The organism is Kibdelosporangium banguiense (assembly GCF_017876405.1).
In the GTDB taxonomy this organism is placed as follows: Bacteria; Actinomycetota; Actinomycetes; order Mycobacteriales; family Pseudonocardiaceae; genus Kibdelosporangium; species Kibdelosporangium banguiense.
This window is the reverse complement of sequence record NZ_JAGINW010000001.1, coordinates 11,710,240-11,735,767: the sequence shown is the minus strand read 5'-3', so window position 1 is coordinate 11,735,767 and position 25,528 is coordinate 11,710,240. Positions and strand designations below refer to the sequence as shown.

General features: G+C 66.6%; 26 protein-coding genes. 15 read left to right on the top strand and 11 right to left on the bottom strand.

Annotated elements, in window-relative coordinates; translation table 11 throughout:
* The first annotated feature begins 208 nt into the window (after positions 1 to 208).
* Positions 209 to 1,009 carry a helix-turn-helix transcriptional regulator gene (locus tag JOF56_RS52565; protein WP_209646926.1) on the top strand — a complete coding sequence of 267 codons (801 nt, stop codon included), beginning with the start codon at positions 209 to 211 and terminating at the stop codon, positions 1,007 to 1,009.
* A gap of 27 nt (positions 1,010 to 1,036) precedes the next feature.
* The gene (locus JOF56_RS52560) at positions 1,037 to 1,906 is read left to right on the top strand and encodes a DMT family transporter (protein ID WP_209646925.1); all 870 of its coding nucleotides are present in this window, start codon (positions 1,037 to 1,039) and stop codon (positions 1,904 to 1,906) included.
* Here JOF56_RS52560 and JOF56_RS52555 read toward each other — a convergent pair.
* Entirely contained in the window at positions 1,900 to 3,411 is a 1,512-nt protein-coding gene (locus JOF56_RS52555) for an ArnT family glycosyltransferase (RefSeq protein ID WP_209646924.1), read from the bottom strand. The genes JOF56_RS52560 and JOF56_RS52555 overlap by 7 nt on opposite strands.
* Before the next feature lie 116 nt (positions 3,412 to 3,527).
* Here JOF56_RS52555 and JOF56_RS52550 point away from each other — a divergent pair, with 116 nt between their 5' ends.
* Both JOF56_RS52550 and JOF56_RS52545 read left to right on the top strand, forming a co-directional pair.
* Positions 3,528 to 4,250 carry a dienelactone hydrolase family protein gene (locus JOF56_RS52550; protein WP_209646923.1) on the top strand — a complete coding sequence of 241 codons (723 nt, stop codon included), beginning with the start codon at positions 3,528 to 3,530 and terminating at the stop codon, positions 4,248 to 4,250.
* 15 nt (positions 4,251 to 4,265) lie between these two features.
* Entirely contained in the window at positions 4,266 to 4,652 is a 387-nt protein-coding gene (locus tag JOF56_RS52545; RefSeq protein WP_209646922.1) for an MmcQ/YjbR family DNA-binding protein, read from the top strand.
* Here JOF56_RS52545 and JOF56_RS52540 read toward each other — a convergent pair.
* Both JOF56_RS52540 and JOF56_RS52535 read right to left on the bottom strand, forming a co-directional pair.
* On the bottom strand, positions 4,649 to 6,868 hold the full coding sequence (locus tag JOF56_RS52540) for a molybdopterin-dependent oxidoreductase (protein ID WP_209646921.1): 2,220 nt from the start codon (positions 6,866 to 6,868) through the stop codon (positions 4,649 to 4,651). The two genes, JOF56_RS52545 and JOF56_RS52540, sit on opposite strands and share 4 nt — an antisense overlap.
* Positions 6,869 to 6,877: 9 nt before the next feature.
* Complete coding sequence (locus JOF56_RS52535; RefSeq protein ID WP_209646920.1) at positions 6,878 to 7,324, bottom strand: winged helix-turn-helix transcriptional regulator; 447 nt, start codon at positions 7,322 to 7,324, stop codon at positions 6,878 to 6,880.
* 170 nt (positions 7,325 to 7,494) lie between these two features.
* Between JOF56_RS52535 and JOF56_RS52530 the strand changes: the two genes are divergently transcribed.
* The 4 genes from JOF56_RS52530 to JOF56_RS52515 are packed head-to-tail and all read left to right on the top strand — an operon-like array spanning position 7,495 to position 12,138.
* A complete protein-coding gene (locus tag JOF56_RS52530; RefSeq protein WP_209646919.1) occupies positions 7,495 to 8,709 on the top strand; it encodes an amino acid ABC transporter substrate-binding protein in 1,215 nt (404 codons plus the stop codon).
* 14 nt (positions 8,710 to 8,723) lie between these two features.
* Positions 8,724 to 9,587, top strand: a complete 864-nt coding sequence (locus tag JOF56_RS52525) for a branched-chain amino acid ABC transporter permease (RefSeq protein WP_209646918.1) — start codon at positions 8,724 to 8,726, stop codon at positions 9,585 to 9,587.
* Entirely contained in the window at positions 9,584 to 11,344 is a 1,761-nt protein-coding gene (locus JOF56_RS52520) for a branched-chain amino acid ABC transporter ATP-binding protein/permease (RefSeq protein WP_209646917.1), read from the top strand. The genes JOF56_RS52525 and JOF56_RS52520 overlap by 4 nt, the downstream gene beginning before the upstream one ends.
* Positions 11,344 to 12,138: an ABC transporter ATP-binding protein gene (locus tag JOF56_RS52515; protein ID WP_209646916.1), complete on the top strand. Its 795-nt coding sequence runs from the start codon at positions 11,344 to 11,346 to the stop codon at positions 12,136 to 12,138. Before JOF56_RS52520 ends, JOF56_RS52515 begins: the two co-directional genes overlap by 1 nt.
* Positions 12,139 to 12,291: 153 nt before the next feature.
* Here the strand turns inward: JOF56_RS52515 and JOF56_RS52510 are convergent, their stop codons facing one another.
* Both JOF56_RS52510 and JOF56_RS52505 read right to left on the bottom strand, forming a co-directional pair.
* Complete coding sequence (locus JOF56_RS52510) at positions 12,292 to 13,311, bottom strand: LacI family DNA-binding transcriptional regulator (RefSeq protein ID WP_209646915.1); 1,020 nt, start codon at positions 13,309 to 13,311, stop codon at positions 12,292 to 12,294.
* A 58-nt stretch (positions 13,312 to 13,369) separates the two neighbouring features.
* Positions 13,370 to 14,464 (bottom strand): M20/M25/M40 family metallo-hydrolase, encoded by a 1,095-nt coding sequence (locus tag JOF56_RS52505; protein ID WP_209646914.1) that lies wholly within the window; start codon positions 14,462 to 14,464, stop codon positions 13,370 to 13,372.
* 57 nt (positions 14,465 to 14,521) lie between these two features.
* On the opposite strand from JOF56_RS52505, the gene JOF56_RS52500 reads away from it, so the two are divergent.
* Positions 14,522 to 15,295: a GNAT family N-acetyltransferase gene (locus JOF56_RS52500; RefSeq protein ID WP_209646913.1), complete on the top strand. Its 774-nt coding sequence runs from the start codon at positions 14,522 to 14,524 to the stop codon at positions 15,293 to 15,295.
* 4 nt (positions 15,296 to 15,299) lie between these two features.
* Here the strand turns inward: JOF56_RS52500 and JOF56_RS52495 are convergent, their stop codons facing one another.
* Positions 15,300 to 15,716, bottom strand: a complete 417-nt coding sequence (locus tag JOF56_RS52495) for a VOC family protein (protein ID WP_245378775.1) — start codon at positions 15,714 to 15,716, stop codon at positions 15,300 to 15,302.
* A 23-nt stretch (positions 15,717 to 15,739) separates the two neighbouring features.
* On the opposite strand from JOF56_RS52495, the gene JOF56_RS52490 reads away from it, so the two are divergent.
* Positions 15,740 to 16,168: a MarR family winged helix-turn-helix transcriptional regulator gene (locus tag JOF56_RS52490; RefSeq protein WP_209646912.1), complete on the top strand. Its 429-nt coding sequence runs from the start codon at positions 15,740 to 15,742 to the stop codon at positions 16,166 to 16,168.
* A gap of 188 nt (positions 16,169 to 16,356) precedes the next feature.
* The gene (locus JOF56_RS52485; protein WP_209646911.1) at positions 16,357 to 16,656 is read left to right on the top strand and encodes an ArsR/SmtB family transcription factor; all 300 of its coding nucleotides are present in this window, start codon (positions 16,357 to 16,359) and stop codon (positions 16,654 to 16,656) included.
* Positions 16,657 to 16,673: 17 nt separating this feature from the next.
* Here the strand turns inward: JOF56_RS52485 and JOF56_RS52480 are convergent, their stop codons facing one another.
* On the bottom strand, positions 16,674 to 17,714 hold the full coding sequence (locus JOF56_RS52480; RefSeq protein WP_209646910.1) for a DNA polymerase IV: 1,041 nt from the start codon (positions 17,712 to 17,714) through the stop codon (positions 16,674 to 16,676).
* Between the two features lie 19 nt (positions 17,715 to 17,733).
* Here JOF56_RS52480 and JOF56_RS52475 point away from each other — a divergent pair, with 19 nt between their 5' ends.
* On the top strand, positions 17,734 to 17,916 hold the full coding sequence (locus tag JOF56_RS52475) for a hypothetical protein (protein ID WP_209646909.1): 183 nt from the start codon (positions 17,734 to 17,736) through the stop codon (positions 17,914 to 17,916).
* A complete protein-coding gene (locus JOF56_RS52470) occupies positions 17,913 to 18,200 on the top strand; it encodes a hypothetical protein (RefSeq protein WP_209646908.1) in 288 nt (95 codons plus the stop codon). The genes JOF56_RS52475 and JOF56_RS52470 overlap by 4 nt, the downstream gene beginning before the upstream one ends.
* A gap of 1 nt (position 18,201) precedes the next feature.
* Here JOF56_RS52470 and JOF56_RS52465 read toward each other — a convergent pair whose 3' ends face one another.
* Positions 18,202 to 19,164, bottom strand: coding sequence for a helix-turn-helix transcriptional regulator (locus tag JOF56_RS52465; RefSeq protein ID WP_209646907.1), 963 nt, complete (start codon positions 19,162 to 19,164; stop codon positions 18,202 to 18,204).
* 74 nt (positions 19,165 to 19,238) lie between these two features.
* Between JOF56_RS52465 and JOF56_RS52460 the strand changes: the two genes are divergently transcribed.
* Positions 19,239 to 20,216 (top strand): ABC transporter ATP-binding protein, encoded by a 978-nt coding sequence (locus JOF56_RS52460; protein ID WP_209649018.1) that lies wholly within the window; start codon positions 19,239 to 19,241, stop codon positions 20,214 to 20,216.
* Entirely contained in the window at positions 20,213 to 20,947 is a 735-nt protein-coding gene (locus JOF56_RS52455) for an ABC transporter permease (RefSeq protein WP_209646906.1), read from the top strand. The genes JOF56_RS52460 and JOF56_RS52455 overlap by 4 nt, the downstream gene beginning before the upstream one ends.
* 43 nt (positions 20,948 to 20,990) lie before the next feature.
* Here the strand turns inward: JOF56_RS52455 and JOF56_RS52450 are convergent, their stop codons facing one another.
* The 3 genes from JOF56_RS52450 to JOF56_RS52440 are packed head-to-tail and all read right to left on the bottom strand — an operon-like array spanning position 20,991 to position 25,468.
* The gene (locus tag JOF56_RS52450; protein WP_209646905.1) at positions 20,991 to 21,830 is read right to left on the bottom strand and encodes a phosphotransferase family protein; all 840 of its coding nucleotides are present in this window, start codon (positions 21,828 to 21,830) and stop codon (positions 20,991 to 20,993) included.
* A gap of 37 nt (positions 21,831 to 21,867) precedes the next feature.
* On the bottom strand, positions 21,868 to 23,625 hold the full coding sequence (locus JOF56_RS52445) for an FAD-dependent oxidoreductase (RefSeq protein ID WP_209646904.1): 1,758 nt from the start codon (positions 23,623 to 23,625) through the stop codon (positions 21,868 to 21,870).
* Positions 23,615 to 25,468 carry a maleylacetate reductase and hydroxyquinol 1,2-dioxygenase domain-containing protein gene (locus JOF56_RS52440; RefSeq protein WP_209646903.1) on the bottom strand — a complete coding sequence of 618 codons (1,854 nt, stop codon included), beginning with the start codon at positions 25,466 to 25,468 and terminating at the stop codon, positions 23,615 to 23,617. Before JOF56_RS52440 ends, JOF56_RS52445 begins: the two co-directional genes overlap by 11 nt.
* Positions 25,469 to 25,528 lie beyond the last annotated feature (60 nt).

Here is a 25,528-nt window from a genome sequence, read left to right as displayed (position 1 = left end):
CGACGCCCGCCTTGGGAATCGCAATGAAAACGCTATCCGCAGCCGCGTGTTGTTGTCTGTGGACCAAGAGCGGCTTGCTTCATCACGTTTTGATTGAGCGTTTGACCAGCACTTTTGCCGGAACGGGGAAATGTCGATCTTCGGCTGGCGACTGTGCGTCATAGCCGTTAGTCCGGCCGGGGGACGAACCTGGGATACATTCGCACGCATGGAACAAGCCACATGGACACGCGTTGACGCAGGTCAGGGCGCGCCCCTCGACATGCTCACCGCGCGGTTCACCCGGCATGTCTACGCGCCGCACGCGCATGACGAGTTCTCCATCGGGGTGTGCACCGACGGCCTTGAAGTGATCGACATCCGCGGCGCACGCCACTACGCGGGTCCCGGCAGCATTGTGGTGATCGAACCGGGCCTGACCCACACCGGCGGGCCTGCTGGGCCGGCCGGATTCGCCTACCGAGTCCTCTATCCGCAGTGGACCAGCATGTCCGAACTGGACGTCCCGCACTTCCGCGATCCGGTGATCGAGGATCCGCAGCTGGCGGCCGAGATCCAGCGAACCCACACGGCCCTGGTCGACTGGCGGGACCCGCTCGAAGCGGAGTCCCGTCTCTCCTGGGTCCTGGCCAAACTCGTGCGCCGGCACGCGGTCGGCGCCGCGACGCCGCCGGTAGCGGCGAGTTCCGGCGTCGCCCGTGCCACCATGGACCGTCTCGCTGACCGGATTGTCAGCCCTCCCGCGCTGCACGAGATCGCTGCGGACTTAGGCCTGTCGCGCTTCCAGTTGTTACGTACCTTCCGGGAAACAGTCGGTATGCCGCCGTTCGCCTGGCTCTCGCAGTACCGCGTCAACCGGGCCCGCGCCCTGCTCGCCGAAGGCCACCGTCCCGCCCAGGCCGCCGCGCTGACTGGCTTCGCCGACCAGGCGCACCTGACCCGGTGGTTCCGCCGGGTGCTTGGGGTCACCCCGGGCGCGTTCCGCGACGCAACAGCGTTCAAGACTTGAGCCGCCCGCCTCGGCGAGGCTGTAGCGGTGACACGTAATGGTTGGATTCTGTTCGGCCTGATGAGCGTTATCTGGGGGCTGCCTTACCTGATGATCAAGGTGGCGGTCGAAGGTGTCTCGGTGCCGGTGCTGGTGTTCGCGAGGACGGCGGTCGGCGCCGTGCTGTTGTTGCCGTTCGCGTTGCGGCGGCTGGACTGGGATGTGGTGCGGCGGCACTGGATGCCGATTGCCGCGTTCGCCGCTTTCGAGGTGATCGGGCCGTGGGCGTTGTTGTCCGACGCCGAGCGAGGGCTGTCCAGTTCGATGACCGGGCTGCTGATCGCCTCGGTGCCGATCATCGGGGCGGTGCTGGTGAGTGTGCTGGGGGAGCGGCTGGGGCCCAAGCAGTGGATCGGTCTGGCAGTCGGATTCGGCGGCGTGGCCGTGCTCGCGGCGCCGAACCTGAGCGGCGGCGACGCCTGGTCGGTCGTCGAGGTGCTGTTGACCGCGTTGGGATACGCCATCGCGCCCATGATCGCGGCCCGCAAACTCCAGGAAGTGCCAGGACTTGTGCTGGCGACGTTGTGTCTGGGCCTCGCCGCGGTTGTCTACGCCCCGTTCGCGATTCTGCACTGGCCGCAGCGAATGCCGTCCGCTGATGTGCTGTTTGCCCTTGGCGGGCTTGCGGTGTTGTGCACGGCCGTGGCGTTCTTGTTGTTCTTCGCATTGATCCGGGAAGCGGGGCCGTCCCGGGCGTTGGTGATCACCTACGTCAACCCGGTGGTCGCCGTCGTGGCCGGTGTGGTGGTGCTCAGCGAGCCGCTGACCACCACCACTGTCGTGTCGTTCGTTCTGATCCTTTGTGGATCCATTCTGGCGACGTCGAGGACGCCGGAGCGTGTGGCAGTGGCTCAGTAGAACCGGCGGAGGCTGGGCCAGATCTTGGACCAGGGCGCGGTCGTCCCCGAACACAGGGTGATGGCCGTGCCTTGTTCCTCGTTCTCCAGTCCGATTCCGTTGTCGTTCTTCGTGACCACGCGGCATCCAGTGAGCGAGGGCGACAGCGTGGGCTGACCGCCGACAACGATCACGGCTCCGGTCATGGTGTCCGGCGGCGGGCCCCAGTCCGCATAGGACATATGACCGGAGTACGGCTTGGGCAGCCCGATCGCCGGGCCGTAGTGCTCAATCGCACCGGCCTGGCCGTAGTTACTGGTGAGGATTACCGACTTGGCACGCTGTTCAGCCGGGATCTGCAGCCACACACCGGCTACGCTGTCCGTCAGCTCGGGCCAGCCGACCTGCTCGCCGGGCTCCTTGTTGATCGCCAGTACCGGCCCGTTGAGTGAACTCGGTGGCAGCAGCGGAAGCCCGGTGACCAAGGACATGGCAAGCCCGATCACGCCGAACACCGTGACAACGCCTCGCCGCGACGCTTTCCGCCCACGGCTGAGCCAATCCAGGGCGGGCCGCACGCCTGCGGGCAGCAACATGATCAGCAACGGCACCGAGTAGTACGGCTTTCCGCCCAGCGCCAACAGTTCCACGCACACAACGGGATAGCTCACCGCGAGCGCCCGAGCCCAGCGCAGCCCGGGATCACGCCACAGCCGGACCAGACCGGCCGCCCACACCGGCACGAGCACCGGCGTCAGGTACACCAACTGCATGGGAATGAACAGAATCCGGTTCTCCACGCCGTCGTCCCCGCTGATCCCGGACGCGACCGTGAGCATCGGCCAGTCATTCGCGGCCTGCCATAGGAAAACCGGTGCCGCGAGCACCAACGCGACCGCGACCCCCGCCGCCAGCCAGACACTGCGAAGCACACCGCGCGGCCCGAAAGCGAAAACGCCCGTCGCGAGCCCGGACACCAGCAGCAAGATGAGCCACTTGTTCGCCAGGCCCAGGCCGATGACCGCGCCGACCGCGAGCCACCAGCGTCCATCGCCGGTTCGCAGCAGGCGCAACACAGCCAAGCCCAGCAACGCCCAGATCAGCATGTCCACTGTCGTTGTGGACAGCATGTGCGCCACGGCCACGGCGAACGGCCCGAGCGATGCCAACGCAGCCGATACCCATTGGACGGTCCGGCCACCGCCGAGTTCCCGGGCGATCAACGCGATCACCGCGATGGTTCCGGCAGCCGCCAGTGTGGCGACAACCCTTAATCCGACCGGCGTTTCGCCGAACAGCGTGATCGACAGCCGCGCCAGCGCGGGCGTGATGGGTGGTTGATCGGTGTATCCCCAGGCCAGCTGTTTGCCCGCGGCGATGAAGTACAGCTCGTCGCGGTGAAACCCGTACCGTCCGGACAACGCGCTCAGAACCGCGACCTGCACAGCGAGCACGATGGAGACTTCTCGCCACGCGAATCGGGGCAACTGTGCGGTTTCCGGCGTTCGCAGGGCAGTATCGCTCATATCAGGCCCTCCCCCAGAGGCAGCCGTCGACTGCGGCAGAGCGTACCGGTCCAATGTCACATCTCGGCATGCTTCTCGCGGTGCGCGAGCCGTCACGGCTGGCTACGGTTTAGCCCATGGCTGACATCGACCTGACCGACCTCGCCGGGAAGCACGGCGGCTCTCAGCCCTTGCGGGGCTACCTCGCGAAACCTGCCGGCGACGGGCCGTGGCCCGGTGTGGTCGTGATCCACGAGGCGCTCGGGGTGAACGACGTGACTCGGCGGCAGGCAGACCGGCTGGCCAAAGCCGGATACCTGACCCTGGCGGTCGACCTGTTCAGCGAGGGAGGCGTGCGCCGCTGCCTGGTCTCCACCATGCGCTCGCTGACCAAGGGAGAGGGCAGGCCGTTCGCCGACATCGAGACAGCCCGTGACTGGCTGCTGGCGTCCGATGAGTGCACAGGGAAGATCGGCGTCATCGGCTTCTGCATGGGCGGTGGCTTCGCGCTGCTGACCGCGGCATCCGGGTTCGACGCGTCCTCGGTGAACTACGGCTTCCTACCGCGTGACCTGGACGCCACACTCGCCGGCGCGTGCCCGATCGTGGCGAGCTACGGCTACAAGGACGTCCCCCAGCGCAAGATCCCGGCCAAACTGGAGCGGGCGCTGACCAAGGCCGGTATCCCGCACGACGTCAAGCAGTACCCGACCGCGGGGCACTCCTTCCTCAACGACGCCGAGATCGGCCCCAAATTCCTGCGCCCGGTGATGCGGGTCGCCAACATGGGCCCAGAGCCGATAGCCGCCGCCGACACCTGGACCAGGATCGAGTCATTCTTCGCCGAACACCTGCGCTGAGAGTTAGCATCCCCCATGGCCACCTGGGATGATGTCCGCCGAATCGCCATGGCACTGCCGCAGTCGGAGGAACGCGCCTCAGGTGACGGCCTGCTGCAGTGGCGCGTGAAGGACAAGCTCTTCGTCTGGGAACGCCCACTGCGCAAGGGAGATCTGGCCGCTCTGGGTGATTCGGCCCCGGACGGCCCCATCCTCGGTGTGCGAGTGGCAGACCTGGGCGTCAAGGAGGCCCTGCTTGTCGAGGACCCGTACTTCACCACGCCCCATTTCGACGGCTACCCCGCTGTGTTGGTGCGACTGACGGAGATCGACATCCCGGACCTCGAGGAACTGGTGGTCGAGGCCTGGCTGGACCGCGCCCCCAAGCGCCTGGCCAAGGAATACCTGGCCGGCCAGGCCTAAGGCAGTTCGCCGGAGTAGATCTCCACCTCGACGAGTGCGTGCTGGCCGGTGCAGCCTTGCGCGAGATTGGATGTGCCGCGGTCCGCGGTCAGCACGTTCGGGTTTCCGGCCGCGCACAACGGCTCGTCCAGGCTGTCGACTGGGGAGAACCAAGCCCCGGTGGGCAATTGCACGACCCCTTGCCGGACTTCGGCACTCACCACGGCTCCGGCGAGGCATGCGCCAAGATCGTTGAAGACGCGGACTACGTCACCGTCGGTGATTCCCCGGGCGGTGGCGTCGGCTGGGTGGATCCGGATCGCCTCTCGTCCGGCGACCTTGCCGGCCTGGCTGGTGGGGCCGCCGTCGAGTTGGCTGTGCAGGCGGGTGTTGGGCTGGTTGGCGATCAGGTGCAACGGGAATCTGCCGGCGTCGGCCCAGCTTGACGGGGCCAGCCACACTGGATGCCCAGGGCAGTCCGCGTATCCGAACCCGGCCACTGTCTTGGATGTGATCTCGATCCGGCCGCTCGGTGTCGGCAGGGCGGCGCGCTCGGGATCGGCCCGGAAGTCGGCGAAGAGGACGTGTTCTGACTCGTCCACCGGCAGTTCGAGGGCGCCCGCCTCCCAGAATTCCGAAAAGGACGGTTCGGTGCGCCACGCGGAGTACAGATGTTCCAGCCATTCCCGGGCGGTGCGGCCCTCGGTGTACGCGTCCTCGACGCCCAGTCGCGCGGCAAGGCCTGCGAAGATCGCGTAGTCGTCACGGGCCAGCCCGGCAGGCGCGGCGATCTGGTGCATGGCGATCAGGTGGCTGTCGCCTCGCCCGGCCCCGAAGTCCTCTCGTTCCAGGCTTGTGGTCACGGGCAGCACGATGTCTGCGTGCCGGGCGGTCGCGGTCCAGAACGGTTCGTGCACGACGATCGTTTCCGGGCGTCCGAAGGCACGCCGTAGCCGGTTGAGATCCTGGTGATGGTGGAACGGGTTCCCGCCGGCCCAGTAGACCAGCCGGATGCCGGGATACCGGCGCTCAGAACCGTTGTACGAGTACTCCTCGCCCGGATGCAGCAGCATGTCCGCGATCCGGGCGACGGGAATGAACTCGGTCACCGGGTTGACGCCCTGAGGCAGCGCGGGAACCCCGGCTCGGGAACCATCGGTGCCGACGTCGCCCATCGAACCGTATCCATGGCCGAAACCGCCGCCTGGCAGCCCGATCTGGCCGAGCATCGCGGCGAGCGTGATGCCTGCCCAGATCGGCTGCTCACCGTACTCGGTCCGTTGCAGCGACCAGGTCACGGTGATCATCGTCCGGGAGGCGGCCATTTTCCTTGCCAGAGCGACGATGTCGGCGGCCGGGATCTCGGTGATCGCGCTGGCCCAGGTGGCGTCCTTGGGCACACCATCGAACAGGTATCGCTCGAACTCGGCGTACCCGGTGCAGTACCGGTCGAGGAAATCCTTGTCGTGCAGGCCTTCTGTCACGAGTGTGTGGGCGATCCCGAGCATCAGGGCGACGTCCGTGCCGGGCCTGATCGGCAGCCATTGCGCGTCTATTGTGGACGGAAGGTCGGTCCGGATCGGGCTCACCAGTGCGACTTCGATACCGGCCCGGCTGAGCTCGGCGAGATGGCCTGGCGTGGTGTGCCGGGTGACGCCGCCGGGTGTGACAAAGACGTTCTTGGCCGGGACGCCACCGAAGGCGACGAGCAACTCGGTGTTGGCGGTGATCGAACGCCAGCTGGTGCCGCGGTGCACCACCTGCTGGTAGTCGCCGACGATGTGCGGCAGCACCACCTGGGACGTGCCGAAACTGTAGGTGTTCCGGCTCGCGGTGAACCCGCCGATGGTGTTGAGGAACCGGCGCAGCTGGCTTTGGGCGTGATGGAACCGGCCTGCGCTTGCCCAGCCGTAGGAACCGCCGTAGATCGCCTGATTGCCGTGCTCATCGCGGATCCGTGCCAGCTCTCGCGCGGTCAGGTCGAGTGCCTCGTCCCAGCTGACCTCGACGTACGAGTCACGCCCGCGCCGGTCGTCCGACCCTGGGCCGTTCTCCAGCCAGCCTCGCCGGATCGCAGGTGCCGTGATCCGGCTGGGGTGCGTCAACGCGGTGGTCAGGTTGTCCAGCAGGGGAGTAGGCGCGGGATCTGCCGGATGGGGAACGATCGTGAGCCGCCCGTCGGCGTCGGCCTCGGCGAGAAACGCTCCCCAGTGTGACGTGTTCGGCCGCAAGGTCATGAACGGATCTTATGAGCGCCCAGGCAGCGAAAGGGTGTTTTCCGGGGTCAGGGGCGTTCCGCAGCGATCACACAGCAGGTGTGAATCTGGATGGCCGCCGCATCCGGTGTGCTCGACGATCAACGGCGGCCCGTCCGGTTTCGAGTAGTGCTCGTCGCCCCACATCATCAGTTGCACGAGCGTCGGCCAGAGCTGCCGGCCTTTGGGCGTGAGGTGGTACTCGAAGCGCGGTGGGTGGTCCAGGTACTGCTTGCGCTCCAGCACACCTTCTTCGGTCAGGTGCTTCAGCCGGGTGGTCAGGACGCCTCGCGGGATACCGAGCTTGCGGCGGATGTCGTCGAAGCGCCGGATCCCGAGCCCTACGTCGCGGATGATCAGCAACGACCAGCGTTCGCCGACCACTTCGAGTGAGCGCGCGATCGAGCACACCTGGGTGTCGTAGTCGCGATGCAGCACGCAGTCAGTGTACCTGCTCAGTTCGGTGAAAAGACTGACCAGTGCGGCAGAAGGGGGCTGTGCGGCCTTCCCGGCCGTGATAACTCAGTGTTGACAGATCGCAGCACCCAGCGAACGATAGCCGGCTGCAATCGTTTGCTGTGGTCAACCGAGTCCGAGGAGACCCTGCGATGCGCGACAAACCCGCCCGGCGACGTCTGCTCGCCCTGCTCGCGTCCGTGGCGCTCGTGGCCACCGGCTGCGGCAGTTCGGGCGGCGGGAGCCCAGGCGGCCCGATCGTGATCGGCACGTCGCTGCCGCTGACCGGGCAGTTCTCCCAGCCGGGCGGCGAAGCCAAGCGCGGTTACGAGATCTGGCGCGACATGGTCAACGGCAGCGGCGGAATGCTCGGCAGGCAGATCGACCTGCGTGTCACCGACGATGCCGGCAATCAGGACACGATCATCGCCGACTACACGAAACTGATCACCCAGGACAAGGTGGACCTGTTGCTGGGCAGCTTCTCCTCGCTGCTGAACTACGCCGCCTCGGCGGTGGCCGAGCGCAACCGGATGCTTTACGTCGAGCCGGCCGGCGGCGCGCCGAACATGTTCACGCGTGGCTTCAAGATGCTCTTCTTCACGCAGCCCGCGACCGCCCCGCATCACGCCGACGGCATCACGGAGTGGGTCAAATCCCTGCCAGCAGACCAGAAACCGGCGACCGCGGCGTTCCTGACCCAGGACGACCCGTTCACCCGCCCGGCCATCGAGTCACTGCAGAAGCAGCTCGAAGAAGCGGGCGTGAAGACGGTCCACAGCACGATCTACCCGGCCAACACCACGAACTTCCAGCCGATCGGCAGCGCGATCGCCGCGCAGAAGCCCGACCTCGTCGCGCAGGGCGCGCAGTTCGAGGACGGCATCGGCGCGATCCGGGCGTTTCGGCAGATCGGGTTCTCCCCGAAGATCATGTTCCAGACGAACGCGCCGGGCAACGGCAAGCAGTACAGCGACGGCGTCGGCATGCCCGCGACCGAGGGCGTCTTCTACAGCACAAGCTGGAGCGAGACCGCCAAAACCCCGCTGAACAGCGAGTTCGTCGCGGAGTACCGCAAGCGCTTCAACTCCCCGCCGACCGAGGACGCCGCCGACGCGTTCGCGGCGGGCCAGGTGCTCAAGGCCGCGGTCACCGGGGTGGGCAAGATCGACCAGGTCGCGCTGGCGGACTGGCTGCGGGCCAACGAGGTGCCGACCATCCTTGGCCCGTTGCGGTGGGCTGCCAACGGTGAGCCGCAAACCTCGTTCATGCTGGCCCAATGGCAGAACGGCAAGGTCGAGGTGGTCTCGCCGAAACAGGCCGCGACCACTGAGAAGGTCGTGTTCCCGAAGCCGGGCTGGACATGACGCAGCTGTTGCAAATGATTGCACTAGGGCTGCTGATCGGCGGCGTATACGCCCTGATGGCGGCCGGGCTGACCCTCGTCTTCGGGATCATGGGCATCGTCAACGTCGCCCAGGGTGCGTTCCTGGTCCTGGTGGCGATGCTGACGTGGAAGGCGTGGCAGCTGACCGGGCTGGACCCGATCCTGCTCGCGCTGGGCACCACGCCGGTGATGTTCGGCCTGGGCTGGGTGCTCTACCGGCTGGTGATCGTGCGGGTGCGGGGCACGGCTGCGGCCATGTCGATGCTGCTGACGTTCGGGATCGCGCTCACTGTCGAAGGCCTGCTGAACGTCACGGCGGGTAACTATTTCCGGTCGGCCACGCCGTCGTACTTCGCCGAGTCGTTTCACCTCGGGGCGATAGTCCTGCCCAAGGCTCAGGTGTACGGCTGCCTTGCGGCCCTGATTGTGCTCGGTGTGTTGTATCTCGTGCTCAACCGGACATGGACCGGGCGTGCGATCCGTGCGTGTTCGCAGAATCCTTCTGGTGCAGCGCTTGTTGGGATCAGTGCGTCTTCCATGGCCGCGTTGTCGTTCGCGATCGGTACGGCGACCGCGGGGACCGGCGGGTCGATTCTGTCGGTGCTGTATCCGTTTTTCCCCGCCTCGCACTACGAATGGATCGCCCGGCTGTTGGGGATCATTGTGCTGGGCGGCATGGGATCGCTGCGCGGGGCGTGGGTCGGCGCGATCATTCTTGGACTCGCTGAGACGGCTACCGCGACGTACGGCTCGCCTCGCTGGTCCACGCTCGTGTTCTACGCGGTGATCCTTCTTGTGTTACTCGTCCGTCCACATGGGCTGTTCGGCACCCGGTTGCGAGAGGACGCCGCAACGTGAATCCGCGTGTTGGGCACGGGATTGCCGCAGTGGTTTGCCTTGCACTCATTCTGGTTCCGCTCATCGATCCGGCGGCCACGTATGAGCAGACCGTGTTGCTGCTGGCCTTTCTCGTGGCGATCCAATCCATCAGCTGGAACATCATCTCGGGTTTCGCGGGCTACATTTCCTTGGGGCACAGTGTCTTTCTCGGGATAGGCGCCTACACCGCGGGCATTCTGTCCACTCGATGGGAGGTCAACCCGCTGGTGCTGGCGCCGCTCAGTGGCGTTGTCGCGGTCGTGGTGGCTTTGCTGGTGGGCAGCGTTGTGTTGCGTGTCAAGGGTCCCGCGTTTGTGATCATCACGATCGCGCTGTTGCTGTTGTTCCAGATCCTGGCTGTGAACCTGCCCGGGCTGACCAACGGGTCGGACGGGATCACGCTCGAGCTGCCGTTCTGGGATCCGGAGATCCAGAACATCCCCTTCTACTACATGTTCCTCGGGCTGATGGTGCTGGCTTTCGGCTTCAGCGTGTGGATCCGGCGCACCAAGTTCGGCACCGGGCTGGTCGCGATCCGGGAGGACGAAGGAAAAGCCGCCGCGATCGGCATTCCCGCAACCCTGTACAAGAATCTCGCCTATGCCGCGAGTTCCTTCTTTGTCGGGGTCGCGGGCGCGGTGTACGCGTACTTCCTGACGTTCCTGAACCCGTTGGGTGCCTTCAATATTCTCGTCAGTGTGACAGTGGTTCTCGGAGCACTTGCCGGTGGGCGGGGAACCTTGTGGGGTCCGGTCATTGGTGCGTTCATTGTTTCGTTCGCCAGCGAGGCCGCGACTGTTTATGGCGGCGGATCGCAGAGCAGGCTGCTGCTTTTCGGCCTGGCGCTGGTGATCATCGTGCTTTTCATGCCTGCTGGACTGCTGCCCGCGTTGCAGCGCCTGCTGCCCAAACGCCCCATCGAGTACACAGACCACGTTGGTGCGATGGAACATCGCCCGATCGAGGTAACGACTCGGCCGATTGAAGACAAAACCGGGCCGTTGCTGGAAATTCGGGACGTGCACAAAGCTTTTGGTGGTCTGCATGCGGTCAACGGCGCGAGCCTGGAGATCCCGCGCGGCTCGATCACAGCCCTGATCGGGCCGAACGGGTCCGGCAAGACGACGTTGTTCAACCTGATCACCGGAACCGGAGGGGCGCACACCGGGCAGATCTGGTTCGACGGCTCGCGGATCGACGGGTTGGCGCCGTGGACGCGAGCGCATCGCGGCCTGGGCCGGACATTTCAGGTAACCCGATTGTTCAAAAGCATGACCGTCCTGGAGAACGTGGTGTCGCCGCTGGGTTCGTTCTCCCCGTCGGTGCTGGCTTCCGGCGCGGTTTCCGGACATGAGGCGGATCGGGCGCGCGACCTGCTGTCGTTCGTCGGACTTGGCCGTTTCGAAAACGAACGGGCCGGAGCCTTGTCCTACGGTCAGCAGAAACTCGTCGAACTGGCGCAGGTGCTGATGCTCGAACCCCGGCTGGTCCTGCTCGACGAGCCGGCCGGCGGCGTCAATCCCGGCCTCGTCGACCGCATGGCCGACGTAATCCGTGCGGCCAACCGCCAGGGCATCACATTCCTGGTGGTGGAGCACAACATCCCGATGGTGCTCGACCTGTGCGACCCTGTCTTCGTGCTCGCCAGGGGAGAGGTGATCGCATCCGGGCCGCCGGACGTCATCCGCAACGACGCGGCTGTTCTGGACGCATATCTCGGCGAGGTGCCCACCTGATGTTGACCTTGCTCGATGTGTACGCCGGATACGGCGGCGGCGACGTGCTGCAAGGCCTGAACATCACAGTGGAGCCGGCTTCGGTCACATGTGTCCTCGGCCCCAACGGCGCCGGAAAGTCGACAGTCCTCCGCGTGATCAGCGGTCTGATCAGGCCCCGACAGGGCACAGTCCTGTTGGGATCGACTCGAATCGAGAATCTGACCGCCCCGCAGATCCTGGAATTGGGAATCGCCCAGGTCCCACAGTCGGGCGCGTTGTTCCCACGAATGTCAGTGCGGGAGAACATCCTGCTGGGTGGTTACCTGATTCGCCGTCAGCGCAAACTGCTCGAGGAGCGCTATTCAGCGGTCGCTGAACTAGTGCCCCTTCTCACGCAACGCCCGAACACTCCGGCCGGCAACCTCTCCGGCGGCCAACGCCGAATGCTCGAAATAGGCCGCGCCCTGATGCTGGATCCAGCCGTGGTCCTCCTGGACGAACCCTCCCTCGGCCTCGACCCCAAAAGCCTCGCCGCCGTCACCGCCCTGATCCGCAGCATGCGCGACCAAGGCAAAACCATCCTCCTGGTAGAACAGAACGTCCGCCTCGGCCTCGCCCTCTCAACCCACGGCATGGTCATGGAAGGCGGACGCGTCCGCCTCACCGGCACAGCCAGCGAGGTAACCAACCACCCCGAGATAGCCTCCCTCTATCTGGGAGCCCTCCAACCCCAATCATCCGACACAACCCAGCCACCCACGCCAAAACGCGCGCCACCCACCGCGTCAGGAATCCGCCAGGGGAACCCCTGATTTTACGTTACGGCAAGGGTCTGACAGTTTTTCGTTTTCCCTGGTGGAGGGCAGGTTCTGGGGCCGAGCGATCTCACGCGCGGCGCTGGATGCCCTGTTGCTGGAGTCTCCAGCGCTGGCAGCAACACGTTTCCGGCAGCCGGGGCTGGTGCCTCAGCGAGGCGGGGCTGTTGATTCGCGGAGGACCAGGGTTGCGGGGAGGGTGATCGACTTGGCGGGGAGAGCTGGGTTGGCGAGGCGGTCGAGCAGCATGCGGGCTGCCTCGGCGCCGATTTGGTAGTGGGGGACGCGGACTGTGCTCAGGGGTGGGGTGAGGCGGTCGACGAAAGGCATGTCGTTGAAGCCGACCAGGGAGATGTCCTCGGGGCAGCGTAGGCGGCGTTCGCTGAAGACGTCGAGGCAGCCCAGCGCGATCATGTCGTTGGCGGCGACTATGGCGGTCGGCAGTTCGCGGGCGTCGAACATCGCGCGGATTGCTTTGGCGCCTTGGATTTCGGTGAATTCGCCGGCGATCATGACCAGGCTGGGGTCGGGTTCGATGCCTGCGTCGTCGAGGGCCTGGCGGTAGGCGCGGAGCCGGGTGCGGCCGGTGGTTGTGTCCTGGGGGCCGCCGATGTGGCCGATTCTGCGGTGGCCGAGTTCGATCAGGTGGCGGACTGCCATCGCGATGCCGTCGTGGTCGTCGCCGGTCACCGACGGGATGTCGGACTGGTCGACCCGGCGGTTGACCAGGACCATCCGTACGCCCTGTTGGTGGGCCTCGATGAACAGGTTGTCGTCGCGGCGGGCGGTCGCGATGATCACGCCGTCGACCTGGCGGGCGCGCAGGGTGTCGAACAGGGTGCGTTGCCGTTCGAGGTCGTTGTCGGTGTTGGCGATCAGGGTTGTGTAGCCGGAGTTGGCCAGTACGTCCTCGATGCCGCGCACGATCGGCGGGAACAGCGGGTTGGTCAAGTCCGGCAGCAGCACGCCGACCGACATGGACCTGGACGTCTTCAGGCCGCGTGCCATCGCGTTCGGCTGGTAGCGCAGCTCGCGGGCCGCCGCCTGCACCCGGCGCATCGTCGCCGGGTTGACCAGGGACGCCGTAGCCGGGTTGAGGGCCCTGGATGCGGTGGTGACGTGCACCCCGGCGCGCTGCGCGACCTCTTTGAGGGTAGGAGAGTTCGACATACGGCAGCACCAGAGCCCTCGGCGGCGGAAAACGATTGCATCAGGAGATTAACACGGCTCAACCACAGAATCGCCTGGCTGCGGCCGTGAGCACGGATGCGCACTTGATCGTGTCGGCGATGCTGACCCACTCCACATCGGCGTGCGCGCCTTCGCCGCCCGGCCCGTAGAGCACTGTGGGAATGCCCGCACTCGAGATGAACGCCGAGTCCGCCCAGTAGCTCGCACCGGTGATCTCCGGGTTGCCCGCCACTTCGGCCAGCAGCTTGACGATCTCGGCGTCCTGCGGGGTCTGCATGCCGTCCCGGGCCTGCGTGGTGCGGCTGGTGGCCTTCAGTTCCGGATCAGCTCGCATGCACGAGTCCAGCAGATCCGCGATGTCCTGTTCGACGTCCGCGAGCGTCTCGTAGGGGAGCGTCCGCCGCTCGACGGTCAGCACGCAGCGGTCGGGGATCGTGGTCTCCTCACGGCCGCCGCTGATCAGCGACGCGTGCAGGCTGCCTGAGCCGAGCAGTTCGTGGCTGCGATCGCGCAGCGACCGGTCCAGCTTGTCGAGCGCGACCAGGATCGGACCGGTCTTGAGAATCGCGTCGACACCGAGATGCGGCCGGGAGCCGTGCGCTGCTTTGCCATGCACCTCGATCTCGGTCCACGCGAAACCCTTGTGCGCCACGGCGATCGTCAGCTCGGTGGGTTCACACACGATGGCCGCGTCGGCCTGCAGGTGCGGCAGCGTCTCTTGGATACCGACGCTGGAGTGCTCCTCGTCGCTGACCGCCGCCACGATCACCTCGCCCGCCAAGCCGTTCGAGTCCCGGCAGGCGATCAGGGCCGCGGCCAATCCGGCTTTCATGTCGTACGCACCACGGCCGTAGAGCCGGTCGCCCTCGATCCTCGGGACCAGTGGATCGGTCACGCCGCCCAGGCCGACCGTGTCGAGGTGCCCGCACAGCAGCAGTTTCCGGCCTGGACCGCCGTTGGACCGGACGATCACGCTGTCGCCGACGATCTCGGCCCGCAGCCCGGCGTCGGTGGCCCAGCCCGCGACGAACCGGGCGATGGCCGCCTCCCCGGCCGCGCCCGGCACCAGTGAGGCGTTGACCGAGTCGATCTCGACGAGCCGCTTGAGCAGCTCAATGACTTCTTCCCGCATACGGCCAGTGTCGCAAACCGAATGCGGGCGGGCATGAGGTCCGGCTAGGGTCGGGGCGTGCCGGATGCCGCAACGTTGCTCGCCGCGTATGACGACCGCCTGCGTCCCGCCGAGGCCACGAACCTCGAAGCAGGCGCCTGGGCCGAATCCGACGGGCCGATCGTCCGGATCGTCGGCAAGCGCCGTGGTTTCATCAGCGCACCCAGGGATCTGGGCGTCGACGGCGCCGAACTGGACGCCCTGATCGCCCGGCAGCGCGATTTCTTCGCCGCCCGTCGCGAAAGCGTCGAGTGGAAGACCCGCAGCCACGATCTGCCCGCAGGCATTCCCGGACGCCTGCTCGCCGCCGGTTTCCAGCCGGAGGACGAGGAGACCGTCGTGATCAGCCTGACCGAGACGCAGGCCGCGCCGCCGGTGCTGCCCGACGGTGTCCAGATCAGACAGACCGACGCCGATGCCGACATGCACCGGATCGCGGCGATGGAAAGCGCGGTCTGGGGCGAGGATCTGAGCTGGCTGGGCGAGAACCTCATCTCCCGCAAGGCGCATCTGGCCGTGTTCGTGGCGGAGGCCGACGGGCAGGTGGTGTCCGCGGCCTGGCTGGTCTTCAAATACGGCAAGGACTTCGGCGGGTTGTGGGGCGGCTCCACGCTGGCCGAGTGGCGAGGGCGCGGCATCTACCGCGCCCTCGTCCGGCGGCGCGCGCAGCTCGCGGCCGAGATGGGCCTGCGATACCTGCAGGTCGATGCGTCCGAAGACAGCCGTCCGATCCTGGAACGGCTGGGTTTCACCGCTGTCACGAAGACAAGGCCGTACGTCTGGACCCCGTGAACTGTCAGTTCGGGACGGCGGTGAACAGTTCGTAGCTGTGGCCGTTGGGGTCGCGGACGTACACGCCACGGCCGCCGCCGAGATGGTTGATCTCCCGGTCCCAGCCCAGCACCTTCCCGGAGCCGTACTCGATCTCGGGGAACCGGGCGAGGTGCGCCATCACCGCGTCGAAGATCTCGTCGTCGACCAGGAAGGCGTAGTGGCCGGGCGTGGCGGGGCCGCGGTCGTCGAAGTCGAGTGTCAGATCGGTGTTGACCTGCACCGGGACGAACGGGCCGGTGGGCTCGCCGACCTCGAGGCCGAGCAGGCCGGCCAGGAACCGCGCGGCGACTGCCTTGTCCTGCGCGGGAACGATCGTGTGGTTGAGGACGATCACAATGAACTCCATTCCGTGCGATACGCACTCAATATACGTGCGCATCGCACGGAATGTAAACTGGCGGCATGACTGATGGTGGGCCGGCGCTGTTCCGGCTGGTCCGGTTCTTCTCGCGGCGCTGGGCCACTCAGGCGTCGGCGGAACTGACCGGTGAGATGCGCCACGTTCAGCACATCCTGGTCGTCGAGGCGGTCGGCGCCATGCGCGGCGAGGCGACCGTGAACGCGGTGGCCCACCAGTTGGGCCTTGACCACTCCGGCGCGAGCCGGATGGTGATCGCCGCCGCGTCAGCGGGCTATCTCACCCGCGAGGAGTCCGAAATGGACCGGAGGCGGACGGTGGTCCGGTTGACAGATCAGGGCTCGCAACTGCTCGCCGGAGCGCGGCGGTGGCAGGAGCGGGCGTTCGACGAGCTGACCGCGAGCTGGGACGAACAGGACAAAGCCCAGTTCACCGGCTACCTGAAGAGAATCGCCGGGGAACTGGGGGCTTAGAAAGGCCTTGGCCCTTGGTGGGTCGCCATTGGAAGAGGGGCGTTGCGGGGCGCCCAGATGCTGGCGTGCTGCTCCACCTTCCACTCTGGACCTTCCAGGCGTCGACCGTCCTGTCTGATCGCAATAGGTTCCACGGCATGCTTCGCATCAGACTTGACTTATATAAGAGTGCGTCGTTCCATGAGGGCATGCATGCGTTCGATGTCCTCGGGGATCCCGTGCGGCGGCGGATTCTTGAGCTGCTTGCCGAGGGAGAGCGGCCGGCCGGTGAGATCGGTGCGGTGGTGCAGGAGGAGTTCGGGATTTCCCAGCCTGGGGTGTCTCAGCATCTCCGGGTGTTGCGAGACAACGGGTTCGCCAAGGTCCGGCCGGACGGTACGCGGCGGCTGTACTCGGTGGATCCGGCTCCGCTCAAGGAGATCGACGTCTGGCTTGATCGGTACCGCCGGTTCTGGAACGCGCTGGGCAAGGGTGAACGCCGGCGCTAGTGTCCACAAAGGCGGTTTCACTGCGGAGGGAACTCCGCTCGCACGCCGAGCAGCCGGATCGGGCGGTTGTGCTCGAAACGGGTGAGCACTTCCAGTGCGGCGCGTGAAATGTCGGCTGCTGAGCTGGTCGGCTCGGGCAACGTGATGCTCCGAGTCTGGGTGAAGAACGGGGCGAACCGCACTTTCACCGCGACCCGGGCGGCGGGACGGCCCTCTTCGGCGACGTCCTGGGCGACGCGTTCTGCCAAGGCCACTATGTGTGCGGAGATCTCCTCGTGCGAGGTCAGGTTCTCCTGGAATGTGACCTCCCGGCTGCGGGATTTCGCGACATACGGCGTCGCCGTGACGTTGGTGTCGCCTGCGCCAAGGGCAAGCGACCGGTAGTAAGGACCCATCGCCGGGCCGAATCGGGCAGCCAAGCCGGCCGGGTCGGCGCGGGCCAGGTCAGCGACCGTATGCAGGCCCATCTCGGTGAGCTTCTTGGTGGTCTTCGGGCCGATTCCCCACAACGCGTCCGTCGGCCGACCGGCCATCACGGCAACCCAGTTTTCCCTGGTCAGCCGGTATATCCCGGCTGGTTTGCCAAATCCTGTGGCGAGTTTGGCTCGCAGCTTGTTGTCGCCGATGCCGACCGAGCAGGACAGGCCGGTCTCCTCGGCCACGCCTCGCTGGATGTCGGCGGCCAACGCCTCAGGATCGTTGGTGTGCGCGCCGACGAACGCCTCATCCCAGCCGATCACCTCGACGACCACCGGAAACGTCCGCATCCTCGCCATCACATGCTCGGAGACCTCCTCGTACGCGGCGTTGTCGGCCGGCAGGAACACCGCTTCCGGGCAGCGTTTCGCAGCGATCCGCATCGGCATCCCCGAATGCACCCCGAACGCGCGGGCCTCGTAGGACGCGGTGGCCACGACCGTGCGTTGCGTCGGGTCGCCGTTGCCGCCGACGATCACCGGTTTGCCACGCAGCTCAGGACGGCGGCCGATCTCGACCGCCGCCAGGAACTGGTCGAGGTCGACATGCAGTACCCAGTCCGAGCTGGACACCGTGGACATACGACTCAGTATGCGGTGAGTGACGCCTGCCGCGCGCGGGTATGCCGGGCACATGACGCACTTCGACACCCCGGAGTTCGACCCGGAACACCCGCAGCCCGCTGAGGAGGTCCCGATCGAGGCAGCCGAGGCCGACGTGGCCGAGCAGCGTGCCGAGGTGCCCGACGAACCCGATATGCCGCAGGGAGGCCGAGTGCTGTGACCGACCCGGAGGACCTCGACGAGGACCGCCTGCAGATGGATCCGCTGGAAGAAGGGATGGATCCGCCGGAACACTGGTCCGGTGCGGACAAGTACGGGACGACACCGTACGAACAGAGCCACCCGCGTGGCCTGGACCAGCGGCTGGACGAAGACCAACCTGATGTCCAGCCCCGGTACGACGAGCCGGACCACGAGCGGGCCGTGCAGACCGGGCGGTCGGCCGACGAGGCAGGGGGATCGATGGCCGAGACGATCCGGACGCCTGAGCAGCCGCCGCAGTGACTCAGGGCTTCTGGCCGCGCAGGAACAGTTCGCCCATCTTGTGCAGGTACTCGCCGAACTCGGGTGGCTGAACGACGTCGAAGTCGGCGCCCACGGCCCCGATCACCATGGCGGGCCAGTCGAACCAGTCGACCTTCATGATGAGCCGGCTGGTCGTCTCGGTGATGGGCTCGACCGTGCCCCAGTGCGCCACGGTCTGCTTGACCTTGGCGGCGGGCGCCTGGATCTTGACGATCACTTCGTACTGCGCCGCCCTGGTTTTGAGGCGGTCCTGGACGAACTTGCCGGCGTCGCCGCCCGGCAGGTCGCGTTGCCGGAACCGGGCTCCGGTCGGTTTCGGCTCGACCATGCGGTCCGCGCGGAAAGTACGCCAGTCGTGGCGTTCCACGTCCCACGCGACGAGATACCACCGGCGCCCCAACGAAACCAGGCGGTGTGGCTCGACATGCCGCTTGGTTTCCTCGCCGTCGTGGGCGGTGTAGCTGAAGCGGAGCCGTTCGTCGTCGCGGCACGACGACGCGATCACGGTCAACGACAGTGCGTCGACCGTTGAATTGCTGCTCCCACCCCAGAAAGCGGGAACGGTGAATGACCGCAACGCCTCCACACGCCGCCGCAGCCGTGGCGGCATCACCTGGATGACCTTGGTCAACGCGCGCATGGACGTCTCTTCGATACCGTCCACCGCGCCGCCTGCGGCTGTCCGCAACCCGACTGCGATCGCGACGGCTTCCTCGTCATCCAGCAGCAATGGCGGCATTGCCGCGCCGGACTGGAGTTGGTAGCCGCCTGCCACACCGCGGCTCGCGTCGACCGGGTAGCCCAGTTCACGTAGCCGGTCGACGTCTCGCCGGAGGGTTCGTGGGCTGACCTCGAGCCGGTCGGCCAGTTCGCCGCCCGGCCAGTACCGGTGGGTCTGCAGCAGGGACAGCAGCCGCAGCATCCGTGCGCTCGTGTTCGCCATGGGAAAAGATTCGCACACGTTGCGGTCAGAAACTGGCCTGAATGACTTCTAACGTTGCCGTCATGACCGAAGCGATGATCCATACAAGCGGATTGACCAGGCACTTCACGGTGCGTAAGGAGACAGTCGAAGCTGTCAAAGAGCTGGACCTGCATGTCGAAGCCGGTGAGATGGTCGCGCTGCTGGGACCGAACGGCGCGGGCAAGTCGACCACGCTGCGCATGCTGACGACGCTGTTGGCACCGACTTCGGGAACAGCACGGGTCGCCGGTTTCGACGTGACCGCCGACCAGCGCGCCGTGCGCAGCCGGATCGGTTACATCGGCCAGGGCAACGGCGCCGGTCACAGCCAGCGCGGCCGGGACGAGCTGGTCAGCCAGGGCCGTGCGTACGGTATGAGCGCGGCGGCGTCCAAAGCCCGCGCGGCCGAGCTGATCGAGTCGCTCGACCTGACCGCGGTCGCCGACCGGATCGTGTCGTCGCTGTCGGGCGGCCAGCGCCGCAGGCTGGATATCGCGATGGGCCTCATTCACGCCCCTGACCTGCTGTTCCTCGACGAGCCGTCGACCGGTCTGGACCCGCAGAACCGGGCCAACCTGCAGGAGCACATCCGGCGGCTGCGGGCCGAGCACGGCACCACCATCGTGCTGACCACGCACTACCTGGAGGAAGCCGATCAGCTGGCCGAGCGCGTGATCGTGATCGACCACGGCCGCAAGATCGCCGACGACACCCCGGCCAAGCTCAAGGCCGAGCACGCCAGCGACCGCATCACCCTGACCTTCGACAACGCCGAGCAGGCCGAGCGCGTCACCGCGCACCACGCTCTGGGCATCGCCGAAGGCGCACGCGTCCAGCAGAACGGTGCCCAGGTCGTGCTGGAGATGACCGGCGGCGCACAGATCGCGCCGAAGTTGTTGCGCAGCATGGACGACGCCCTGATCGAAGTCGCGAGCGTAGAGGTCGCCCGGCCCACGCTCGACGACGTTTTCCTGAATTTGACCGGCCGCAGCCTCCGCGAGGACGGCGTTTCCGCGAAGGAGCAATCATGACCACGTTGGTTACTGACACGATCACGGTGTTCAACCGGGAGCTGCGGCCGGTGCTGCGTAACCCGTTCTCGGTGATCTTCACAATGGTGCAGCCGCTGTTCTTCCTGGCCTTGTTCGCACCTCTGCTACCCGGCGACTCGTCGCTGCAGTGGTTCGTGCCCGGCATAGTCGTGATGTCCTGCCTGTTCGGCACGTCGACGACCGGCTCGAACCTGCTGTACGAGATTCAGACGGGCTCGCATGAACGGCTTCTGGTAACGCCGCTACGCCGGTCTGCGCTGATCATTGGGCGGTCACTGAAAGAGATCGTGCCGATGCTCGCGCAGACCGCCCTGCTTGTCGTGGTCACCGTTCCGTTCGGGTTCGACCTGCATGTGGCGGGTGCGTTGATCGGATTGCTGATCCTCGCGGTGTTCTGCGTCGGTCTGGGCGCGTTGTCCTACACACTGGGGCTGGCGTCCAAGGACCGGGAATGGATGTTCTGGAGCGTGCAGCAGACGCTGATCTTCCCGTTGTTGTTGCTGGCCGGGATGATGCTGCCGATCGACAACGGTCCACAGTGGCTGCAGACCATGTCGAAGTTCAACCCGCTGACCTATGTGGTCGATGCCGAACGCGCACTGTTCAACGGAACCATCGCCTCAGGCACAGTCCTGGCCGGTTTGATCGCGGCTGTGGCGATCTGTCTGCTGGGATTGCTGGTCGGCACAAGGGCCATGCGCCGCGCCTGAAATATGTGACACGGCGGCCCGGCCTGGGGGTTGGGCCGCCGGTTCAAGGGAAAACGTGGCGGTGGATCGCCCACCGTGATGCGGCTTCACGCAGTTTCAACGTGACTTTGTTGGCGTGCGCGTCCACGGTTTCCTGCCAGTACCGGGCCTGTGCGACGGCGAACAAGTCCAGTGCGTCCGCGCAAGCCGTTGCCCAAGCGGGGACCTTGGCGGCCCATTGTTCGGCGGTGTGGGGCGTGTGGCCGGCGAAGATCAGCCAGACGACCCAGCACGCCGCGTCGATCCACGGCGCGCCACGGGTGGCCATCGGCCAGTCGACCAGATACGTGCCGGTTTCGCCGGTCAGCATGTTGCTGGGATTCATGTCGGAATGCACGAGCGCGCTGCCTTTGAACAACGCGCCGTCGGCCCGGTCATCGAGATACTTGCCCCAGCGTCGGCTCGCTTCCTTCAAAGTCAAGGCAGGGCAACGGATCCGGCTGAGCGCGGTGAGGGTTTCCACCACCAGCGGGAGATCGGGCGAGGCCGGGCTGTGGTCCACGGCGCGCCCGTCCACGTGCTCGAACCCGATCAGATCCCAGCCACCCGCAGTGACCTGCCACAGCATCCGCGGCCCGAGCGGGACGACATACGGATTGACGGCAGCCTCACGCTGCTGAGTCCATACGTCGTCACGGTCCTGGCGCATCCCCTTGACGAAAACCGGTCCGCTCTCGGTGTCGAGCCTGACGGCGATCTGGCTGGTGTAGCCGTCAGGCGCGGACGCCGCGCGCAGGATCGGGCCGGTGAGTTCGGTCACGGCGGCCATGGCTTCACTGGTCAGATCGTCCCAGATGTGCCTGCGGCCCATGCGCGGAGCGCCGACATCCTGGACCTTGTGCACACCGGCAAAAGTACCCGACCCGGCACCCTGGCTCGTCCTAGGCGGGCTCCAGTTCGGCGGGGACGCGGGCGAGGATTGTCTGCAGGGCCTCGGTCAGGGCGGTTTCGGCGTTCTGTGGGGTGTCTTGGCGCCAGGCGATGTGGGCGTCGGGGCGGATGAGCAGGCAGCCGTCCTCGGGGAAGGCGGTGAGCCTGTGCCAGTCGCCGTAGGCGTCGCGGGCGTTGGGGGCGTCGATGCGTAGGACGTGCAGGTCGATTCCGAGGGTGGTTCTGACGGACTCGGCGGCGGCGAGCCAGGTTGTGCCGGAGAGGCCGGTCAGGAGAGTGAAGTGGCCGTGGCCGACGAGGTCGAGGGTGCAGACGCGGTGGCCGTCGGTGCCGACCAGCCAGACGTGGGGGAGTTTGGCGCCTGGTGTGATGCTGGGCTGGTGGAACAGTTCGGCGTCCTGGCTGAACGATTCCGGGAAGCCGGGGACCACGGCGGACGAGACGTAGCGCTGGTTCATTTCCACGCCGTGCGCGTTGAATTCGTAGTTCTTCAGCCGGATCGCCTTTTCCAGGGCGCGGCGCCGGGTGGCTCCGGTGGCGTCCTCGGTGAGGCAGGCCGCGAGCCCGGCCGCGATGCCGTCGGAATCTGTGTCGCCGGCGATGCTCAGGGCTTCGAAGATCGGGCCGAACTGGTCGCGGCTGAGGTTCGCGCGGTCGACGATCTGCTTGCCGATCGGGGCGCGCTCCTGCGTGTACGTGTCCAGCAGGGCGGGGCCGGCCTCGCCGCGGACGACCATGGCGAGTTTCCATGCCAGGTTGTAGGAGTCCTGGATCGAGGTGTTGGAGCCCAGGCCGTTTGACGGTGGGTGCCGGTGCACGGCGTCGCCTGCGCAGAAGACGCGGCCGCTGGAGTACGAAGTGGCGTAGTTGTGGTTGACCGTCCACAGTGAAGTGGACGTGATCTGTACCGGCAGGTCCTGGTCGCCGACCAGATCGCGGACGATCGCCTCGGCTTCGGCGTCGGAGACCGAAGGCGGTGGCTGGTCGATGTCGTAACCCCAGACCAGCAGCCACTCGTTCCACGGTCTGACCATTCGGACCAGGCCCATCCCGATACCGCCCAGATGGGCGCCTGGACGCATCACCCAGTACAGGACGCTGGGCCGATGCGCGACATACCGGCTCAGGTCCGCGGTGAAGGTGATGTTCATACTTCCGGCTTTGCCGGTCTGACCCGCGATCGGCAGACCGGCCTGCTCGGCCACGCGGCTACGGCCGCCGTCGGCGCCGATCAGGTACCGCGCTCGCACGAAGTACTCGTCGCCGCGTACCCGGTCCAGCAGCCGGACCGTCACGCCTTCGGGGTCCTGCACGAAGTCCAGGAACTCGGTGTCCATCCGGACTTTCGCGCCCCGGGCCGCGGCGTTGGTGATCAGGATCGGCTCGAGATAGGTCTGCGGCAGATCGATCATGTGGCACGGGCTGGACTCGTTGTACTCGCTCGCCGAGCGGTCACCGGTGCCCCAACTGGTGATCCGGCCCAGCTCGGCACCGGCCAGCGACGTGCACAACACTGTGTCGCCCATCAGCGCCGGGGGAGTGCCGTGCAGCAGGGCCTCCTGCTCGACTCCCAAGTCGCGCAACACTTCCATGGTGCGCTGGTTGGTGATGTGCGCGCGGGGACTGTTGGCGAGCCAGCCGTACTTGTTCACGACCAGCGTGCGGACACCGTAGGTCGCGAGCGCCAACGCGGCTGTGCCGCCGGCCGGCCCGCTGCCGACCACCACGACGTCAGTGTCATACGCCATCGGTACTCCTGGAGATGTGGAAGACGAAATCGACTCGGCGCCAGCCCGCAACCGGGCGTCCGTCCGGGGCAGGGCCGTGCTGGACCGGGAAATCCACGATCAGGCCGTCTTTGACGCCGAAGACCGTGTCGGAGTCCAGATACTCGCCGCCGGCGACGAACAGCTGCGTGACCAGCGTGTGGAAGCCGGGTTTGGCGATCATGAAGTGCACGTGCGGCGCCCGGAACGGGTGCCGGCCGACCGCGTCGAGCATCGCGCCGACCGGGCCGTCGGCCGGGATCGGATATGCGGCCGGCAAGATCGTCCAGAACGTCAGCCGGCCGTCGGCGTCGGTACGGAACCTCGCGCGCAGTACCGGTCCGTCCAGATCGGGCAGCTGTACGTCGTAGAAGCCATCCTCATTGGACTGCCAAACGTCCACGACCGCTTCCGCGACAGGCGATCCGGCGGTATCCGTGATCCGGATGTCGGACCACAGTGGAGTACCGGGCAGGCCGTCGGCGATGTCGAATCCGTGCGGGCGTTCCGGCGGGCCTTCGGTGTAGAACGGTCCGAGCACGGCGGACGGAGTGGTGTCCGGGGTGCGGGAGTTCGTCAGGACGTCTACCACGCTGGACACGCCGAGCGTATCGGAGAGCAGGATGAATTCCTGCCGGATCTCGGTGGTGATCTGGCCGGTCCTGGTCAGGAAGTCGATGGCGGACATCCACTCCTGCTCGGTGAGATCGTTGCGCAGGACGTAGGAGTGCAGTGTGCGCACCAGATCCTGCATCAGCGACCGGACCCGCGGCGATGCTCCTTCGAAGCTGTCGACCACCTGGGCGGTCAGTTTACGCACGTCGGGCAGGCCTCGCTGGGGCGGGCGCGTGCCGGACCAGGCCTCGTGCAGCAGGGCTCCGGCTTCCGGATCGACCTTGTCCACATCGGACTCGGCGAGACCGAGGTCCCGGAGTGCGCTGGGGCCGCCGAGCTCGACGATCAGGTCGTACACCCCGGTGGGCGCGTCGCCGACGCCCAGGGCTTCGGCGATCCGCGCCAGGACTTCCGGAGCCTGGCGGGCCATCACATGGGGTAGGACCACAGTATGAGTCTCGGCATGTGGCAGGCCGAACGAGCCGCCGAGAGTGTGGCAGAGCTTGTGATGCAGTCCCATCCGGACCGTGCCGAGGCAGGTCCCGGCCAGCCAGGCCGCCTGCAGAACATCAGACCGTGCGGTTACGTCTTTCCGGTCAGCGACGATCTTGGGCAGGCCGCCGGCCAGCCGCCGGATGGCCTCAAGGGCGAGCTGGTCGGTCACCGGGTTGGCATCCGGTGAGTAAAGGGCCTCGACCGCGTGTGCCATCGCGTTGATTCCGCTGGTCACAGACATCTCGACGGGCAGATCGAGGGTGAGGTCCACGTCGTAGACGATGGTCTCCGGCAACACGGCCGCAGATCGGAGCGTGGTCTTACGCCCGTCGGCAGTCTGGCCTAGGACCGGAGTCGCCTCCGAACCGGCGTAGGTCGTAGGCACCGCGATCTGAGGCAGATCCGTACGCAGAGCGAGCGCCTTGGACAGGCCGATCGCCGAACCACCGCCGACCGCCACCAGGCAGTCCACGTCGTGGTCACGCAGCACAGCCAGCGCCTTCTCGGTCACCTCGACCGGCGTGTGCATCACCGGCTCGGCGAACTCGGCAGCCAGCAGCGAACCAAGCGGCGACACCGCCTGAGCGCGACGACCACCACCGATCAACAGGACACGAGAGGCATCGAGCGCGCGTACCTCGTCAGCCAGCGAGGTCAGCGTGCCCGAGCCGAACACCACCCGGGCGGGCCCGGCCGAGTAGGTGAATGACGTCATTCACCGAGTATCGAGCCACAGCCGCAAGCGCGCCTGCACGTTCCTGCTGTGTCCTCTGCA